At 45.8% G+C, this 18,138-nt stretch carries 20 protein-coding genes; 17 read left to right on the top strand and 3 right to left on the bottom strand.

Going from position 1 to position 18,138, the window contains the following annotated elements; genetic code table 11:
* Positions 1–429: 429 nt before the first annotated feature.
* From rluC to CWI81_RS03765, 17 genes are all read left to right on the top strand, one after another.
* Positions 430–1,377, top strand: a complete 948-nt coding sequence (rluC, locus tag CWI81_RS03845) for a 23S rRNA pseudouridine(955/2504/2580) synthase RluC (protein WP_126783897.1) — start codon at positions 430–432, stop codon at positions 1,375–1,377.
* Between the two features lie 3 nt (positions 1,378–1,380).
* Positions 1,381–2,058, top strand: a complete 678-nt coding sequence (locus tag CWI81_RS03840; protein ID WP_126783896.1) for an HAD-IA family hydrolase — start codon at positions 1,381–1,383, stop codon at positions 2,056–2,058.
* Entirely contained in the window at positions 2,034–2,642 is a 609-nt protein-coding gene (locus CWI81_RS03835) for a Maf family protein (protein WP_126783895.1), read from the top strand. Before CWI81_RS03840 ends, CWI81_RS03835 begins: the two co-directional genes overlap by 25 nt.
* A gap of 39 nt (positions 2,643–2,681) precedes the next feature.
* Complete coding sequence (gene yceD / locus CWI81_RS03830; protein ID WP_126783894.1) at positions 2,682–3,212, top strand: 23S rRNA accumulation protein YceD; 531 nt, start codon at positions 2,682–2,684, stop codon at positions 3,210–3,212.
* Positions 3,213–3,228: 16 nt separating this feature from the next.
* Positions 3,229–3,399: a 50S ribosomal protein L32 gene (gene rpmF / locus CWI81_RS03825; protein ID WP_126783893.1), complete on the top strand. Its 171-nt coding sequence runs from the start codon at positions 3,229–3,231 to the stop codon at positions 3,397–3,399.
* 10 nt (positions 3,400–3,409) lie between these two features.
* Complete coding sequence (gene plsX, locus CWI81_RS03820) at positions 3,410–4,435, top strand: phosphate acyltransferase PlsX (protein ID WP_126783892.1); 1,026 nt, start codon at positions 3,410–3,412, stop codon at positions 4,433–4,435.
* Between the two features lie 8 nt (positions 4,436–4,443).
* Entirely contained in the window at positions 4,444–5,421 is a 978-nt protein-coding gene (locus CWI81_RS03815) for a beta-ketoacyl-ACP synthase III (RefSeq protein ID WP_126783891.1), read from the top strand.
* A gap of 9 nt (positions 5,422–5,430) precedes the next feature.
* The gene (gene fabD, locus CWI81_RS03810; RefSeq protein ID WP_126783890.1) at positions 5,431–6,351 is read left to right on the top strand and encodes an ACP S-malonyltransferase; all 921 of its coding nucleotides are present in this window, start codon (positions 5,431–5,433) and stop codon (positions 6,349–6,351) included.
* 14 nt (positions 6,352–6,365) lie between these two features.
* Positions 6,366–7,103, top strand: a complete 738-nt coding sequence (gene fabG, locus CWI81_RS03805) for a 3-oxoacyl-ACP reductase FabG (protein ID WP_126783889.1) — start codon at positions 6,366–6,368, stop codon at positions 7,101–7,103.
* Between the two features lie 151 nt (positions 7,104–7,254).
* On the top strand, positions 7,255–7,494 hold the full coding sequence (gene acpP / locus CWI81_RS03800; RefSeq protein WP_126783888.1) for an acyl carrier protein: 240 nt from the start codon (positions 7,255–7,257) through the stop codon (positions 7,492–7,494).
* 75 nt (positions 7,495–7,569) lie between these two features.
* Positions 7,570–8,352: an aminodeoxychorismate lyase gene (gene pabC / locus CWI81_RS03795; protein WP_126783887.1), complete on the top strand. Its 783-nt coding sequence runs from the start codon at positions 7,570–7,572 to the stop codon at positions 8,350–8,352.
* Positions 8,349–9,359, top strand: coding sequence for an endolytic transglycosylase MltG (gene mltG / locus CWI81_RS03790; protein ID WP_126783886.1), 1,011 nt, complete (start codon positions 8,349–8,351; stop codon positions 9,357–9,359). The genes pabC and mltG overlap by 4 nt, the downstream gene beginning before the upstream one ends.
* A 24-nt stretch (positions 9,360–9,383) precedes the next feature.
* A complete protein-coding gene (gene tmk / locus CWI81_RS03785) occupies positions 9,384–10,001 on the top strand; it encodes a dTMP kinase (protein WP_126783885.1) in 618 nt (205 codons plus the stop codon).
* Entirely contained in the window at positions 10,001–10,882 is an 882-nt protein-coding gene (locus CWI81_RS03780; RefSeq protein WP_126783884.1) for a DNA polymerase III subunit delta', read from the top strand. Before tmk ends, CWI81_RS03780 begins: the two co-directional genes overlap by 1 nt.
* Positions 10,848–11,201, top strand: a complete 354-nt coding sequence (locus tag CWI81_RS03775; protein WP_126783883.1) for a hypothetical protein — start codon at positions 10,848–10,850, stop codon at positions 11,199–11,201. The genes CWI81_RS03780 and CWI81_RS03775 overlap by 35 nt, the downstream gene beginning before the upstream one ends.
* A gap of 21 nt (positions 11,202–11,222) precedes the next feature.
* Positions 11,223–12,014, top strand: coding sequence for a TatD family hydrolase (locus CWI81_RS03770; protein ID WP_126783882.1), 792 nt, complete (start codon positions 11,223–11,225; stop codon positions 12,012–12,014).
* A 269-nt stretch (positions 12,015–12,283) separates the two neighbouring features.
* On the top strand, positions 12,284–13,768 hold the full coding sequence (locus CWI81_RS03765) for a bifunctional 2-methylcitrate dehydratase/aconitate hydratase (protein WP_126783881.1): 1,485 nt from the start codon (positions 12,284–12,286) through the stop codon (positions 13,766–13,768).
* 10 nt (positions 13,769–13,778) lie between these two features.
* On the opposite strand, the gene CWI81_RS03760 is transcribed toward CWI81_RS03765, so the two are convergent.
* Genes CWI81_RS03760 through sppA form a run of 3 tightly spaced genes read right to left on the bottom strand, consistent with a single transcriptional unit; the run spans position 13,779 to position 18,086 of the window.
* Entirely contained in the window at positions 13,779–15,122 is a 1,344-nt protein-coding gene (locus tag CWI81_RS03760; RefSeq protein ID WP_126783880.1) for a sodium-dependent transporter, read from the bottom strand.
* 36 nt (positions 15,123–15,158) lie between these two features.
* Positions 15,159–16,181, bottom strand: a complete 1,023-nt coding sequence (ansA, locus tag CWI81_RS03755; protein ID WP_126783879.1) for an asparaginase — start codon at positions 16,179–16,181, stop codon at positions 15,159–15,161.
* A gap of 39 nt (positions 16,182–16,220) precedes the next feature.
* Positions 16,221–18,086 (bottom strand): signal peptide peptidase SppA, encoded by a 1,866-nt coding sequence (gene sppA, locus CWI81_RS03750; RefSeq protein WP_126783878.1) that lies wholly within the window; start codon positions 18,084–18,086, stop codon positions 16,221–16,223.
* Between the last annotated feature and the right edge of the window lie 52 nt (positions 18,087–18,138).

The raw sequence follows: 18,138 nt of genomic DNA, 5'->3' as shown, positions 1-18,138 counted from the left end.
CAATCAGCGTCTGCGTTACCCGTTATTGAACGTGTAACAAAAATTGGTTTGACTGTGCGTATAACAAAGCGGCTAGGCTAGTTGTTACGTGTCATACTGTCGCGATTAACCATAATCAGCAACTGAAAATAACATTTTGCTTTGGCTTACTAACTCCGTGCATTCGACATCTCGGTGGTCAAGTCGTTCATCGTTAAAAACAAACTCATACCGTATACCGACGTGGAGAGGGTGCAAAATGCTTTCAATTGCGCGAACATAAATTTTTTTCTGTCTCTGTTCCCGCTGGGCGGCTATCTATTTAGCACGCTTTATACCTTCATGTCCCAGACAGGATATATTTTGACACTTCATTATTTCATATTTTCACTAACTAATACAAGCAACAATTTCGCTGCATGTTGCCTGGCTTAGTGATAAAATGACGGCATGAAAATGATTCAAACAAAAGTGACATTGCATCAGGTAAGCGACGAAGAGCAGGGGCAAAGGATTGATAACTTCCTAATGGCCAGGCTTAAGGGCGTCCCCAAATCTTTGGTCTACCGTATTGTTCGGAAAGGTGAGGTTCGGGCAAATAAAAAACGGATTAAACCAGACTATAAATTAAAGCTTGGTGACGAAATTCGTATTCCTCCGGTTAAGATTTCCGAACGTCCGGAGTTACCGTCGGCCAAACTTGAACAGGTGCAGGCGTTAGAAGCGGCAATAATTTACGAAGATGATGCGTTACTTGTGGTGAATAAGCCCGCAGGACTGGCTGTGCATGGTGGTTCGGGGTTAAGGTTCGGTGTTATCGAGGCACTAAGATCGTTACGCCCGGACGAAAAAAACCTGGAGTTAGCGCATCGTTTAGACCGTGATACTAGTGGTCTATTAATGGTGGCAAAAAAACGTTCAGTGTTAAAAGCATTGCACCAGCAGTTGCGTGAAAAAACCATGACTAAACAATATCTAGCGTTAGTCCGTGGTCAGTGGCAGAAAACTTGCCGGAACATCGAGGCGCCGTTGTTGAAAAATACGCTACAGTCAGGCGAACGCATGGTAAAAGTCGACGCTGAAGGGAAACCATCACACACACGTTTTAGAATTCAGCAGCGCTACCAGCAAGCAACCTTAGTAGAAGCCTCGCCGGTAACCGGCCGGACCCATCAGATTAGGGTGCACGCGTTGCACGCGGGGCATCCAATTGCTGGGGATCTAAAATACGGCGACGAAGAGTTTGATCAACAACTCAAAAAGTTGGGCTTAGAGCGCCTGTTCTTGCACGCCTGGAAGCTTAAACTAATGCACCCAAAGACTGAACAGGAAGTCTTCTTTGAAGCGCCTTTAGAGGCGTCACTGGAAAAACTGCTAACTCACCTTAAGGCGATTTAATCGATGACCTCGCCGCAGCTTATTATTTTTGACTGGGATGGCACCCTGATGGACTCGATAGCTCGGATAGTGTCATCAATGCAGGCCACTGCCAGTTTTTTAAAGCTTAAAGTACCGAGCGATAACGCGGTTAAAGATATTATTGGTTTAAGTCTAGAGCCCGCAATAGAACAACTATTTGGTACCTTACCAGCTGCGCAACATCAGTTGTTTTTAGAACGGTATCGTGATGAGTATATCGAGCTTAATACCACACCAACGCCGTTGTTTAGGGACGCGTTAGTGACTATAGAAAAGTTACGAACAGAGCAGCATTACTTAGCGGTTGCAACGGGTAAAGCGCGACGCGGTCTGGATCGGGTATGGGCTGAATTGGAAATAGCCGATCTTTTTCACGGTTCTCGCTGTGCCGACGAAACGAAAGGAAAGCCCGATCCAGAAATGCTCTACCAACTAATGTCAGAATTAGACTTTAGTCCGCAGCAAACGCTGATGGTCGGCGATTCAGTTCATGATATGCGGATGGCGAAAGCTGCTGGCGTTAAGGCTATTGGTGTTACTTTTGGTGTTCATAACGAGCCTTTACTACGCCAGGCCGGTGCCGATCATGTTATTCGACAGTTACACCAGCTTCCGGATTTAATAAAAGGATTACTATGTCGCAAAGAAATCTCGTACTAGCTTCTTCATCGCCTTATCGCCGCGCTATTCTAGATACCTTAAACTTAACTTATAGCGTATGTAAGCCCGATATTGATGAAACGCAGTTAGCGCAAGAAAAAGCGACTGAGCTAGTGATGCGGCTTGCTGAAGAAAAAGCGAAAGCGGTAGCGAAACGAGAAAGCTCTTATCAAACGGCACTTATTATTGGATCGGACCAGGTCGCCGTTTGTGAAGAACAAATTTTGGGAAAGCCGCACACTCAGGAAAATGCCGTTTCTCAGTTACAGCAATTTGTTGGAAAAACAGTAACCTTTTATACAGGGCTTGCTTTATATGATGCTGAGGAAGAATCGGTCGACACCGTTTGTGTTCCATTTTATGTCACTTTTCGAGATGATTTGACTCGTGCTGAGCTAGAACGTTATGTAGAATTAGAACAACCGCTAGATTGTGCCGGTAGCTTTAAAAGTGAAGGACTGGGAATCAGCTTATTTAAATCGCTGCAGGGTGATGATCCCAATACGTTGATCGGATTGCCCAGTATTGAACTATTAAAGATGTTGCGAAAACACGGAATAAACCCGCTGGCAAGCGACATTTAGCTTGCTTACATACTATTGATAAGGTAGACTGCGCCCGCTATGCAAAAGGTAAGAATTCCGGTAACGGCGGATCCCGTTAAAAGTGCGAATAAAAAGCAAACATTTGATGGGGTAGTGCCGGCCAGTACATTAAGCCGTTTTCAAGGGTTCCTGGCAGAAGTCAGTGAGCAAGATCCTGAGGTCGATGTTGAATTTGGGATTGACGAGCAGGGTGTGAGTTACTTCTCAGGTGTTGCATCAACATCAGTTAAGTTAACATGTCAACGCTGTAACGAACCTTTTGCGGTTGATATCACTGCGCGTTTTGCGTATGCTCCTGTTTCTTCTCAGCAGGACGCAGAGGAATTGCCCGAGCGCTACGAAGCAATCGAGGCTAATGAATTTGGTGAAATTAACCTGCACGGATTAATCGAAGATGAATTAATTCTGGCGATGCCTTTGGTTGCTAGACACGAACCGAAAAACTGCCGGATTGATCGCGACAATATGAGCTGGGGTGAAATAGAAGAACCTTCGGAAGAGTCTTCTGACAACCCGTTTTCTGTGTTGCAAGAATTAAAGCGTAAATAACTAGGAGATAGCGTAAATGGCTGTTCAAAAAAGTAAGAAAAGTCGTTCAAGACGCGACATGCGTCGTTCACACGATGCAATAAGCGGCCCTACACTGTCGGTTGACTCTACCTCTGGTGAGACTCATCGTCGCCACCATGTAACAGCTGATGGTTACTACAAAGGTCGTAAGGTCGTTAACAGTTAATTATCAGGCTATGCCTGAAATTAAGTTAGCGATTGATGCAATGGGGGGCGATAACGGCCCCTCTATTGTTATTGAGGCAATCACAGAGTGCTTAAAACACCCTGACTCCCCCCAGTTTTTGGTCGTCGGCCAAGACGACATATTGCAACCGCTGTTGCAGCATTATCAAATTGATAAACATCCTCAAATTAAAGTAGTTCATGCCGAGCAAGTCGTGGAAATGACCGATAAACCAGGTCAGGCTCTACGTGCTAAACAAAATTCCTCCATGAGTGTTGCGCTGCAGTTGCTTGCTAAAGGCGAAGCTGATGCTGTGGTCAGTGGTGGTAATACCGGCGCCCTGATGGCGAAAGCCTACTTTCAGTTAAAAACATTACCAGGCGTGCTGCGTCCAGCACTAATGGCAGCTTTACCCAACCAACAGGGTGGCCGTTCGTATTTACTCGATCTTGGTGCTAATGCCAGCTGTGATTCAGAAACACTGTTTCAGTTTGGTGTTATGGGAAGTGTTGCAGCACAAACTGTCGAACATATTCGCAGCCCTCGGGTCGCTTTATTAAATATGGGCGAAGAAGAAATTAAAGGAAACGACGTTGTAAAAAATGCAGCTAGTCGTTTGAGCGAATCTGAGCACGTGAATTACACTGGTTTTGTAGAAGGTAATCACTTATTCAGCGGTAAGGCGGACGTGATTGTCTGCGATGGTTTTGTTGGCAATATTGCGTTAAAAAGCTGCGAAGGACTTGCTACACTCATTTTTGAACAACTTAAATCAGCCTTAATGTCACACTGGATGTATCGCTGGTTCTTTCGTTTTCTGCAAAAGCGTACTGAAAAGTCCTGGGATCGATTGAAGCCCGACCACTATAACGGTGCAAGTCTGATAGGATTGCGTGGTGTGGTTATTAAAAGTCATGGTAGCGCCAGTGCAAAAGCATTTGCCAGTGCTATTCGACAAGCGATAACCGAAGCACAAGAGCAGCTACCTGAACGGATTAAAGATCGGGTAGAGTCGGTCCTGTTAGAACAACAGTAAGCATTGCTATGAGCTATTCCAAAATCGTTGGAACCGGTCACTTCTTACCGGAACAACGACTTACAAATACTGAACTTTCCCAACGTGTCGATACGTCTGACGAGTGGATCACAGAACGTACCGGTATTAAAGAGCGGCGTATTGCTAATGACCAGCAAAGCGCAGCTACGTTAGGTTTCGAAGCAGCACGAGAAGCACTTAAAGCCGCCAATTTGTCCGCTTCGTCGGTGGATATGATTGTGGTCGCCACAACTTCAGCAGAACATGCTTTCCCAAGTGCCGCCTGCGAAATTCAAGAAATGTTAGGTGTCAGCTCGATTCCAGCGTTCGATGTCGGTGCTGCCTGTTCAGGCTTTATTTATGCCTTGAGCATTGCCGATCAATTTATCCGTAGTGGCCAGCATCAACGTATTTTGGTAATCGGTACCGATGTTCTGGCGCGCTTATGCGATCCGGATGATCGCAACACCATTGTACTATTTGGTGATGGAGCTGGTGCGGTGGTGATAGAAGCTACCGATCAGGCGGGTATTATATCGACTCACTTATACAGCGCGGGAGAATATGGGCACTTACTTGGGGCTAAGCAACCTATCCGCACAGCCCGTGGGTTGACGGCTGAAGGTACTCCCGAAAGTAGCTGGATGTATATGAAAGGTAATGAAGTATTCCGGGTTGCGGTAGCAAAATTGAGTGATCTGGTCACGAAAACTCTTGCCGCTAATAATATGAGTGCAGAGCAACTTGATTGGTTGATTCCACACCAGGCAAATCTACGCATCATTAAGGCAACAGCAAAAAAATTAAAAATGCCGATGGAACAAGTGGTTGTTACATTGGACCAAACAGGTAACACTTCCGCGGCTTCTGTACCCATAGCTCTTGACTGGGCGGTGAAAGATGGTCGGATAAAACGTGGACAAACACTATTGCTGGAGGCCTTTGGCGGCGGTTTTGCCTGGGGCTCGGCACTGGTTAAGTATTAAGAGGATAAAATGACACAAACTGCATTATTGTTTCCAGGACAAGGCTCACAATCTGTGGGGATGTTGGCAGATCTAGCAAAAGACTTTGCACAAATTGAAGAGACATTTGCAGAGGCTAGCTCGGTACTGGGGTATGATCTTTGGGCATTGGTACAAAACGGCCCTGAGTCAGAATTAAATGATACACGCAAGACTCAGCCGGCTCTACTCAGTGCAAGTGTTGCGCTGTATCGCGTAGCGCAAGCTAAAGGTCTACAGCAACCGGCAGCAATGGCGGGGCATAGCCTTGGTGAATACTCAGCGCTGGTTTGTGCCGGTTGTATTGAGTTTAGCGACGCGGTTAGACTGGTCGCATTACGTGCAGAGGCAATGCAGAACGCTGTTGCTCCAGGCGCAGGGGCTATGGCGGCGGTCATTGGGCTGGATGATGATAAAATAGCCGAAGTTTGTCAGCAACAAGCTGCAGGCGAAGTGGTAACTCCGGTTAACTATAACTCGCCTGGCCAAGTGGTCATCGCTGGACATAAAGAGGCCGTTGGTCGTGCTGCAGAGGCATTAAAAGAGGCTGGGGCGAAGCGAGTATTGCCGCTACCCGTGAGCGTACCCTCACATTGTGAATTAATGAAACCAGCCGCAGAACAATTAAAAGCGGCGCTGGGTTCGTTAACGTTTAAGTCACCAAATGTGGCAGTTGTAAATAATGTGGATGTCAGTGCCAACGATGCTCCAGAAGCTATTAAGGATGGTTTAGTAAGACAGCTATATTATCCTGTACGCTGGACTGAAACGATTGAAAAACTGGCTGAAATGGGCATTGAAAAAGCGTACGAAGTAGGTCCAGGGAAAGTTTTGACCGGACTCAATAAGCGGATTACTAAAAACTTCAGTTGCTCGGCCTTAAATAGTGTCGAGGCGTTTAACAGTTTATAAAAAGAGGAACCATTATGCAGTCACTAACCGATAAAGTTGCATTGGTCACAGGTGCAAGCCGTGGCATTGGCCGGGCTATAGCAGAAGCGCTTGTTGCTCAAGGAGCCTTTGTTGTTGGTACAGCTACCTCAGAGGAAGGCGCTCAATCAATTTCCGCCTATTTAGCCGATAAAGGGCAGGGTCTGGCACTTAATGTGAATGATAGCGAAGCCATGGCAGCGTCGTTGAAAGACCTTGAGAAAGCGCATGGCTCGATTGATATTCTGGTTAACAACGCTGGAATTACCCGCGATAACCTAATGATGCGTATGAAAGATGATGAATGGGACGCTGTTATAAATACTAATTTATCGGCGGTATTCCGGGTCTGTAAAACAGTGATACGTGGCATGATGAAACGCCGTCAGGGGCGCATTATTAATATTAGCTCGGTCGTTGGAACCACCGGCAACCCAGGACAGGTTAACTATTGCGCCGCAAAAGCTGGGTTAGTTGGTTTTAGTAAGTCGCTGGCCAAAGAAGTCGCTGGCCGTGGTATTACCGTTAACTGTGTTGCCCCCGGCTTTATTGATACAGATATGACTAAGTCGCTAACTGATGAACAAAAGCAGACGATTTTTAATGGTATTCCAGCGGAACGTCTTGGTAAGCCAGAAGAAGTGGCGGCTGCTGTTAGCTTTTTAGCGTCGCCCGGAGCTGCTTATATTACCGGCGAGACCATTCATGTAAACGGTGGAATGGCGATGGTTTAGGCCCATTCGGCGTATTTTTTAACGGGTTATTAAAAAGTCAGGGGTACGACCTCTTCACTTTTAACCAATTTTTACTTTATTATTGAGGCTGGGTTCACTACACTACAGCCAATTTTCACACTCGTGACGACTATTGAAGGATTTAACTATCATGAGCAACATCGAAGAACGCGTAAAAAAAATCATCGTTGAGCAGTTGGGCGTTAAAGAAGAAGAAGTGAAACCAGAAGCTTCTTTTGAAAACGACCTGGGTGCTGATTCACTGGACACCGTTGAATTAGTTATGGCGCTGGAAGAAGAGTTTGAAACTGAAATTCCAGACGAAGAAGCAGAGAAGATTAAAACAGTTCAATCGGCTATCGATTACGTTTCTTCGCACTCTGACGACTAATCGACGCTTTTCTCAAAACGAGAAACAGCAATTAAAAGGCGGTCCACTGGGCTGCCTTTTTTGTGTCAACGATATATGTCAACAAAGTACTGGGCAAACGGTGAGCAACAGGCGGACGGCCTAGATCGCGGTCTGCAATTTGGCGATGGCCATTTTACTACGGTCAGGGTTAACCAGGGTAAGCCACTATGGTGGGAATACCATATTCAGCGTCTAGCTCATGCCAATAAGCAACTGCTTTTGCCAACGTTCGATAGAGATCAAGTCGAGCAATATATTCAGCAGGCAGTGGTCGGCGACGAGAGTTGCGCTGTAAAAATTATCGTCACCCGTGGCACCGGCGGTCGGGGTTATACCGCTCCAGCCGCAGCTAACCCTTGTATTTATCTGGTTAAGTCGCCACTGCCGAAGATAGAAACGTCGCTGCAGAATGTTGTCACGGCAGAAATTCAACTTGGCCAACAACCGCGACTTGCTGGTTTAAAGACATTAAATAGATTAGAACAGGTACTGTTAGCCTCGGAACGACAACAACGAGAGGTTGATGACCTTTTGGTGCTCGATCAACAAAATAGCATTATCGAGGCCTGTCAGGGCAATCTGTTTTGGCAGACAAATAAAGGGTGGTTTACACCAAAACTTGAAAAGTGTGGCGTCGATGGTGTTGCACGACAAGTTATTTTAGCCAATCAATGGTTAGGGTCAGTTACGCAAAGTGAATTCACAATAGCCGATATCGAAGCCGCTGAAACTGTGTTTGTGTGTAATTCATTACGGGGAGCCGTGCCAATCAAACGATTAAATGGTAAGGTTTTAAACACCTCATTGCCGTTACAATTAAATGCCTTAATTGAATGAAAAAACTTGTTTCTTTATTCCTCATTCTGGTTGTTGCTGCCATTGTCGCTTATACATTAGCAATAAACTATTTGCAGTCGCCCTTAGCAGAGGGTGATGCCCAACTATCGTCTGCTGATTTCTTACTGGAAATTGAGCGCGGTGACAGCGCGCGCGGCATCGTAACTAAAATAAGTGAACAACTGCAGCGTCCATATCCGCAACTGGATTACCGACTGAGCCAGCTAATCATTGGAATAGACACAATAAAAGCCGGGGTTTACCAGATTGACCCTAAGCAGAATTGGTTTGAGTTTTGGCGAGTGCTGGCCAACGGTGATGAAAAATTGTTTTCTGTGACTCTGATAGAAGGTCAAACACTGCAACAATGGCTATTAAAGTTGCAGCAACAACCTTATTTAACCAATACACTTGAGCCCACAGCAGTGCATTCATTGTCTGATAAGCTTAATCTTGTTTCCGGCTACCCAAGTGCAGAAGGGCTTTTTTTACCAGAGACCTACAGTTATAGTGCGTATACTAGCGACGTCGAGTTGCTCTCCCGGGCGCATCAGGCGTTACAGCGCAAGTTGTCGGAAGTTTGGGAACAACGTAGCCCCGATTGTCCGGTATCAAGCCCCTACGAGTTGTTGATTCTTGCCTCAATTATTGAAAAAGAAACCGGTTTGGATGGAGAGCGGGACTTAGTCGCAAGTGTATTCGCTAATAGGCTTAATATCGGTATGCGTTTGCAATCAGACCCGACAACCATATACGGCATTAATAACTTTGATGGTAACCTGACGCGTGCTCATTTAAGAGAGAAAACGGCTTATAACACATACCGTATCGATGGCTTGCCGCCAACTCCTATTGCGATGGTGTCAGAAGCCTCTTTACGCGCTGCAGCACGTCCGGCTGACTCCGATTATTTTTATTTCGTGGCTGACAAAAAAGGCAGCCACGTATTTTCGAAGACATTGGACGAACACCGTAAAGCGGTTAGGAAATATCAGTTAAACCAATAAGTAATCAGTAGTTCAGGGAGCAGAATGAACGGTAAATTTGTTGTTATTGAGGGTCTTGAGGGGGCTGGCAAAAGCTCTGCCATTGCCAGCGTGGTAAGCCATCTGCAAGCCAAGGGGATACGAGCCGAAACGGTTCGCGAGCCTGGCGGAACGCCGTTAGCAGAAGCTTTGCGTGATTTGGTAAAACGACAATGGGACGAGCATTTAAGTGCACAAACGGAACTGCTGCTAATGTATGCTAGCCGGGTGCAGCTGGTCGATAACGTTATTAAGCCAACTTTGGCTAAAGGTCGCTGGGTGATTGGAGATCGTCATGATCTCTCATCACAGGCATACCAGGGAGCCGGACGACAGTTAGGGCAGCAAACCTTAGCCGACTTAAAAAAGATAACCCTCGGAACCTTTAATCCAGACTTAACACTGTATTTGGATATTGATGCGAGAGTTGGGTTAGAACGGGCAAAAGGTCGAGGTGAGCTGGATCGGATTGAGCAGGAGGATGTTGCCTTTTTTGAACGAACTCGGAAACGATACCTGGAAATAGCCGCCAGCGACCCCAGTATTGTGGTCATTGATGCGTCTCAGCCAATGCAAAGTGTGCATCAGGATATCCTCCGGGCTATAGAGGAGAACTTGTTCTAATGAGTTTCCCTTGGTTGCGCGAACCCTGGATGCGTATGGTAAATAGCGCTAAGCAGCGGGGGTTATCGCACGCTTATTACATGCGCCATGCACCTGACCGAGGCAGCGAACAGTTCTTGGTGACGCTGGCAAATTATTTACTGTGTTCAAAACCGACCAATAGTGCCTGTGGTCAATGTAAATCCTGCCTGTTATTTAAAGCCGGTAACCACCCGGATTACTGGCCGGTAGACGGCACTGATGCCAGTAGTATTGGTATTGATCAAATGCGACAGATCCAACAAAAACTCACCCAGACAGCGAACCAGGGTGGCGCTCGTGTCGTTGTGATTAGACCAGCAGAAAAATTAACCGAACAGGCGGCTAATGCAATCTTAAAAGTATTGGAAGAGCCACCGGAAGAAATGTTCTGGTTGTTAGCTGTTGAGCAACCGGAGCATCTACTGCCAACTTTACGCAGCCGCATGCAATGGATAAACCTTAATTTACCGGACGTAGCTAATAACTCCGAGCAAGATGAACAAGCAGCAAGCCTGTTGCGTACGCTAATGGGTGAGGCACTACCTCCTGTTATGAAAAAGAAAGAAGAAGGTCTCGAGTGGTTAAATATTAGCGAGAAACTGTTGCTGGATGTGGCAAAATCAAAACATCATATTGCTTCTCAAACATATAATTTTCCCGCTCTCGCTGAACAATATCGGCAATTGCACCAGCAACGTAGAGTGTCTGTGCAAATGCTCAATCAAGCTGTTGCGGATAGCCGACAGTTACGTCAGAAGTATCAGTATTCCAAAGGCCTAAACTTGTCGTTATTGTTAAGTTTTTATTGGCAACAATGGGCGATTCATGTCTTTGAAAGCAATCCAGACACTGGTTTTTAGCGACGCAAATGATCTTGCTGAAAGTGTTTTAAACCGTTTTGAACAACTGATTTTGGTTATTCCCTGGACAGGAGAAGCTGAAATACCAGCATTAGATAGTCGCTTATTATTGTCCATTTCACTTCCTGATCAACGTCTTGTGCAACTCACATCGATTAAAGTTCAGTGCGTTGTCAACCCAACAAGAAATCCTCAAGAAGCTTGGCTTGGGGTTAGTTTTATTGATGAACACCAGTGCGATATCGAACAGCGAATTAAGAGCCTGACTGACGATAAACAGCAACACTATGGTAGACTACTCAGTAAAATTGTCGCCTAATAATCCGGCTTAGGAGTTAGAATGTTTGTCGATTCTCATTGTCATCTGGATAAGATTGATCCCAAAAAAATTGGCATAGAATTGCCACAAATTGTGGAAAATGCGCGGGCCCGGCAGGTTCAGCACATGCTGTGTGTTTGTGTCACGCTCGAGGACTTTGAACCAATGCGCTCCGCCGTTGCCGACTTTAACGATGTATCGGTGTCCTGTGGTGTGCACCCACTATACGTTAATGATAGCCAGACACCCGTCGCAGATGTCGCTAGTAAGCTAAGACAGCTCGCCGCACAACGGCAAGTGGTGGCTATTGGTGAAACGGGCCTGGATTATTTTTATCAGCCGGAAACCAAGCGGCTGCAACAGGATAATTTTTCAGCGCATATTGAAGTGGCACAAGAGATCAATAAGCCCCTGATTATTCATACTCGTGACGCTAGATCCGACACCTTAGGGCTGCTGAAAGAAGGTCGTGCGGAGCAAGCGGGCGGGGTATTGCATTGCTTTACAGAGTCATTGGAAATGGCAAAGCGGGCAATTGACGAACTGGGTTTTTATATTTCAATTTCGGGCATTGCTTCTTTTAATAACGCCAAAGAATTGCGTGAGGTGATTAAGGCGTTGCCGCTTGAGCACTTGTTGATAGAAACTGATAGTCCCTGGCTGGCTCCGGTGCCCAACCGCGGCAAACAAAATCAGCCGGCATATGTCGTGGATGTTGCTAAATGTGTTGCTGACGTTAAAGGAGTGAGCCTGGAAGAGGTAGCTAGGATAACGACTGCCAACTTTTACAAGCTGTTCAAAACAGCTGCATAACTGCCGTATAAGCTGTGCATAACTTTTGTAGAGACAAAAAACTTCCCGTCTCTCAAATAATTAAAAAAATGAGAAAAAAATTTAGTATTTTTTCAAATCTTAGCTAGACTAAAAAATACACAACGAGTTAGCGCACGGCTCATCCCATGAGCCATTCCCCTAGACCCGGAACAATCTGGATTGGTTCCGGGTTTTTTTTATCTCTCCCGATCAAAAATAGCTGTAATTGCGTAGCTATGAGTAATTAAAACACCACCAGGAGGGTAGTTATGAGTACAACGGTTGAGCGTAACGAGCGTCCCGATTATGACCCGGAAATTCAAGCAATTGCCGATTATGTATTGGATTACACCGTTGATTCTGCAGAAGCTTGGGATACCGCAAGACATTGCCTAGTTGATACCATAGGTTGTGGGTTATTAGCACTGAGATTTCCTGAATGTACCAAACACCTTGGCTCGTTAGTGCCCGGTACCACGGTACCGAACGGGTCACGAGTTCCTGGTACTTCGAGCATACTGGATCCGGTAAAAGCGGCTTGGGATATAGGCTGTATTGTCCGCTGGTTAGATTTTAATGACACCTGGTTAGCTGCTGAGTGGGGACATCCGTCTGATAATCTGGGCGCGATTTTAGCGCTGACCGATTACATTTCACAGCAACGAGTTGCGAAAGGGCTAGAACCGTTGACGATGAACACTGTATTGGAAGCAATGGTTAAAGCCCATGAAATCCAGGGTAATCTAGCGATTAAAAATAGTTTTAATCGAGTAGGGCTGGATCATGTAGTACTGGTAAAAGTCGCGTCTACTGCAGTTGCCACGTGGCTTTGGGGTGGCAACAGAGAGCAAATTATGTCAGCTATATCGCACGCCTGGGTAGATGGTCAATCCCTACGTACCTACAGGCACGCACCCAATGCCGGCTCTCGTAAATCGTGGGCTGCAGGTGATGCAACCTCTAGAGCCGTTCGTTTAGCTGATATTGCGATACGCGGAGAAATGGGCATTCCAGGCGCACTGAGTGCTCCGCAATGGGGTTTTTATGATGTTCTATTCAGTAAGACGAATAAGGATCAAAAGATTAAGCCAGATGATCAGCGACAATTTAGTTTTGAACGAGATTATGGCAGCTATGTTATGGAAAACATCTTGTTTAAACTGTCATTTCCGGCGGAATTTCACGCACAAACTGCCTGTGAAGCGGCGGTTGAGTTACACCCGCAAGTAAAAGGTAAATTGGAGCAAATTGAACGGGTCGAAATAACCACTCATGAATCGGCAATTCGGATTATTTCCAAAGAAGGTAAGCTGGCAAATCCCGCTGACCGCGACCATTGTCTGCAGTATATGGTGGCAGTTCCTTTAATGTTGGGAGAGCTAACGGCTGATCATTATGAAGATGAGTTCCATCACAATCATCCAGAAATTGATCAGTTACGCGAGAAAATGGTCATATCTGAAGAGCCCCGCTACAGTGAAGAATATCATCAGGCGGACAAACGCTCGATTGCTAATGCGGTACAAGTGTTCTTTAAAGACGGAAGCCAAACTGACAAAGTCGAAGTGGAATATCCGATTGGCCATAGACGTCGCCGCGAAGAGGGTATTCAGGTGCTTGAGCAGAAGTTCAAACGCAACCTCGAAACTCGCTTCCCGGCACAGCAAGTTGGAAAAATCATGGCGCTTTATCAAGCTCCGGAACGTTTAAAGCAACTGCCTGTGCATGAGTTCATGAACCTATTTGTCATTTAAATGGCAGGGTTTATCCCTGCCATATCACTAAAACGATCAACACTGGGCAAACAAATTTCACATACCAGGGCCAAATTTTCCAGAACCACGAGTTCTGGATATTTGGCGAACCTTTTTGCAGTGCTTTTAATAGATGATTTTGCCGTAAAACCCAAGTCAGCATTAGCCCAAACACCAGCGCCATTATTGGCTGCATGTAAACAGTGCTTATCGTAATCACCAGCGAAAACAAGCTTTCAAAATTATAAATAATAATGGACGACAGGGCTGTTACCACAAACGCAATAATCCAAACGCCGACATTACGCTCGCAATTTGCTTCTTCACGCAGCGCATTAACCGGTGCTTCTAGCATCGATATAGACGATGTAATTGCCGCTATAACCATTAATAAGAAAAAGCCGATAGCAACAAAAGGACCAGCGCTTCCCAGTGTATCAAACATGGCTGGAAGTACGGCAAAAACTAACGTATCAGCAGATAATAAGGAGCCATCGGCGCCATAAATAGCCACGCCATTATTTTGCGCGACAAACATTGCCGGTAAAATTAGTAAGCCCGCTAAAAACGCTACCGATGTGTCAATTCCAGCGACCCAGGCTGCCGTTTTCGGAATGTTTTCTTTATCCGATAAATAGGCACCGTAGGTCATCATTACACAAACGCCTAGTGACAAGGAGAAGAACGCTTGTCCCATCGCACGAATGATAAGTGTTGGTTCAGTAATCGCTGAAAAATCCGGGATTAAGTACATTTTCAACCCCTGCAAAGCACCATCAAGGGTCAAAATGTAAAGTGCCATACCGATTAACAATACGAACAACAATGGCATTAGCCGGCGAGACCAGCGCTCAATACCATCATTAACACCCGACCGAACCACATAAACCGTGAGCAACATAAAAAACAACATAGTCGTCAAATTGCGCGCGGTCGAAAAAGTTAGTAACCAGTCAGCAGTTTGAACCTGGCCGAGAAGCTGCATAAGTGGTGCCAGCATATAAGCGATCAACCAGCCGGAAACAATCGCATAAAAACTAAGGATAAGACTTAAAACAACAAGACTGACGATACCGCTTAAAGCACCAAAACGACGCCAATAGGATCGCCTAGAGAGGTTGCGCAGAGCTTTTATGGGGTTTTGCCGGCGTAACTGTCCAATGGTTACTTCGGCGACCAGCATTGGATAAGCCAGCAGTGCAATCATAATTAGATAGACCAGCAAAAACGCGCCGCCGCCATTACTGGCAGCCTGTGTGGGAAAACCCCAAATATTACCGACGCCAACTGCTGAGCCTGCGGCGGCAAGAATAAACCCAAGTCGTGTTGCAAAAGCCGGAGATTTTTTATCCATATAATAGTCTTATTATTATTGTTGTGTAGTCGCCGGTTAGGCTTCTAGTGTTAACTCACCGCGGAGGTTATCGATAACCCGTTCGGCAATTACCTCCGCCGTTAAATTTTGTGAAAGCAAATAATGTAGCTTAGTTAAAGCGGCTTCAATCGTCATATCAGACCCTGAAACAATACCCAACTCAGCTAGAGCGTTTCCGGTTGCGTAGCCCTCCATATTAACTCGTCCACGGAAACACTGAGTGCAATTGACAATGGTTATGCCTTGCTCAATACCACGCTTAAAACTTGCTAGCAACTCTTTGTCCTGAGGTGCATTACCAACACCGTAGCTTTGAATAACCATGGCCTTTACCGGCTGCCTTAACATATTATCCACCAGTTGCGCAGAAATCCCGGGGTAAAGCATGACTACCCCGATTGGTTGCGGCGTCATTTCGATGACTTTAAGGCTATTATTTTTGACCTCTTTTAATTTTCCTGCATTGACCGATATTTGAATTCCAGCTTCCAACAGAGACGGGTAATTGGGTGAGGAAAACGCATTAAAACCGTTAGCATCTGCCTTGGTCGAGCGGTTACCGCGAAACAAGGTGTTATTAAAAAACAAGCCCACTTCGTGTATGGGATAGTTAGCAGCAATATACAATGCGTTTAACAGATTGGTCTGGCCATCGCTACGTAGGGCTGACAAAGGTATTTGCGAACCGGTTACGATAACTGGCTTAGCCAGGTTCTGTAACATGAATGACAGCGCTGAGGCGGTATAGGCCATAGTGTCAGTGCCATGCAGGATAACAAAGCCATCGAACTGGTGGTAATGGGACTCAATGTCTCTTGCTATGGTTACCCAGTCTGAAGGCGACATATCAGAAGAGTCCATGAGTGGTGAGTACTCTTTGATAACAAATTCCGGCATTTCTTCTCGGTAGAATTCCGGCATTTGTTCAACGCATCGACTCAGGTGCCCCGATACAGGAACATAACCCTGAGCCGATTTTTGCATACCAATAGTACCGCCCGTGTAGGCGACATATATACGCTTACGTTCTGTTGCCATGATTATTGCCGTTAACCGCTGTTTATTGTTGGCCTTAGTTTATCGCGGTTGAGGGCAGAGTGCACAGTACGAGTATATATTTTTTGGATCGTTAAAATTCTGTAGCGAGTGCGTTTGGCGCAATACATTATTAAAGCTGCTCATCAGCCAATGCTCAGGGTTGTTACTGCCAGCCCAACTGGCCACGCCACCTAACGCTGAATCGCCTAGCATTTCCGCAATAAATTGTTGGCGTGCATTCAAACTCTGCTGAATGGTTTCCACTTGGTAGTCTTCAATTTCCGCAGCTTTTGCTGCCGCTTCAATGGCATCATTATAATCACCAAGGTAGTCGACCAGACCGCGTTGTTGGGCTTGAGTGCCGGTCCAAATGCGACCTTGAGCGACTTCATTAACTTGCTCTTTAGTCATGCCACGGGCATTGCTAACTACCTCCAGGAAGTACTCATAAAAGCTTTCAGTCGAACGCTGCAAAATTTGTCGTTGCGCATCGGTGATACCTTCCAGAGCATTCAGTGAAGGCAGTTCTGTTGTGCTGTATGACTCACTGTTTATGCCAATTGCCTGCATGCTGTCTTCAGCGGTGATCAACAAGCCGAAGACACCAATAGATCCGGTAATTGTAGTGGGTGCCGCCCAAATTTGATCGGCATCCGCTGCTATCCAGTAACCCCCGGAAGCGGCCACAGTGCTCATTGATGCTATTACCGGAATATTTTGTTTTTTCGCTTCTAAAATTTCCTGACGAATAATTTCTGACGCAAAACCACTGCCACCGGGGCTGTCGATTCTGAGTACAATGGCTTTAGTATTTTCGTCTTCGCGCGCTTTGCGAATAAGTTCTGCGGTACTATCACCGCCAATCATACCGGCTTGGCGGCTACCGTTGACAATTTGTCCACGCGCTACAACAACCGATATTTGGTTGATCTCTTTGGTCGGCAGTGCCACTTGCCCGGACTGATCGCGTTCACGTAAATAATCAACAAAAGCCACATGTCTGTAAGTGTCTTTATCTTCGTCAAAGCCGGCAAGGTTAATAAGCTCATTACGAACTTCGGCGCGGGTTTTGAGTGCGTCAACGAGACCACCTTGCAAAGCCATTTCTGCCATATTTCCTTCAGCTTTATTAAAGGCCGCCAGATAAGGTTCTAGCTCGCCGCTGGCAAGGGCAGGGGTCAAGTCTCTTTGGTTAAGTACATCGCGCTTAAAGGTTTGCCACAGCTCGTCGTATAAAAAGGCATTAGCTTCGCGAGCTTGTTCAGACATGCTATCTCGAGTAAACGGTTCAACCGCAGACTTATATTGACCAACTTTGAACACATGCGGCTTTAATTTTAGTTTTTCGAGCAACCCTTTAAAGTACAACTGACCGTAATCGAAACCATCAAAAGCAACGGCTCCAAGTGGGTTCAAGTACACCGAGTCAGCATGGGCAGCGACATAGTACTGATGCTGCGAGTAGGCATCTGCTGCGGCGATAATAGGCTTGTTGGTCGTTTGAAAGTCGACCAGAGCTTTAGCGAAGGTTTTTAACTTATTAATACCGCTTGGATAAAGCCCGGATAAATCCAGATAGATAGCGCCGATTCGGTCGTCTGCCTTAGCTCTGTCGATAGCATCCACGACATCACTTAACAGCACTTCTGGAATTTGATCATCGGAGCCGAGTGCTTCGTTCAGAAACTTGTCGATAGGGTCGACATAAGTTTCTTCTTCAACCAATATGCCGGTTGGATTAAGTACCAACAGACCATTTTCTGGTATTTCTACGGGCTCTTCTTCTTGCAGTAAGACAGCAATAAAGCCTATCAACAGCACAAAAAAGATAATATTCAGTAGAATTAGTCGAATACCATTGATAAAACGCCATAAATACCGGAACATTGTGCCTACAAACCGCATAAAATCTCGCTTCTTCTCGTATATTATGCGTTAGCTTATACAATCCATTAAT

This window comes from Idiomarina seosinensis (assembly GCF_003987275.1).
In the GTDB taxonomy this organism is placed as follows: domain Bacteria; phylum Pseudomonadota; class Gammaproteobacteria; order Enterobacterales; family Alteromonadaceae; genus Idiomarina; species Idiomarina seosinensis.
The sequence above is the reverse complement of the archived record's forward strand: the minus strand, read 5'-3'. Positions and strand labels throughout refer to the sequence as shown.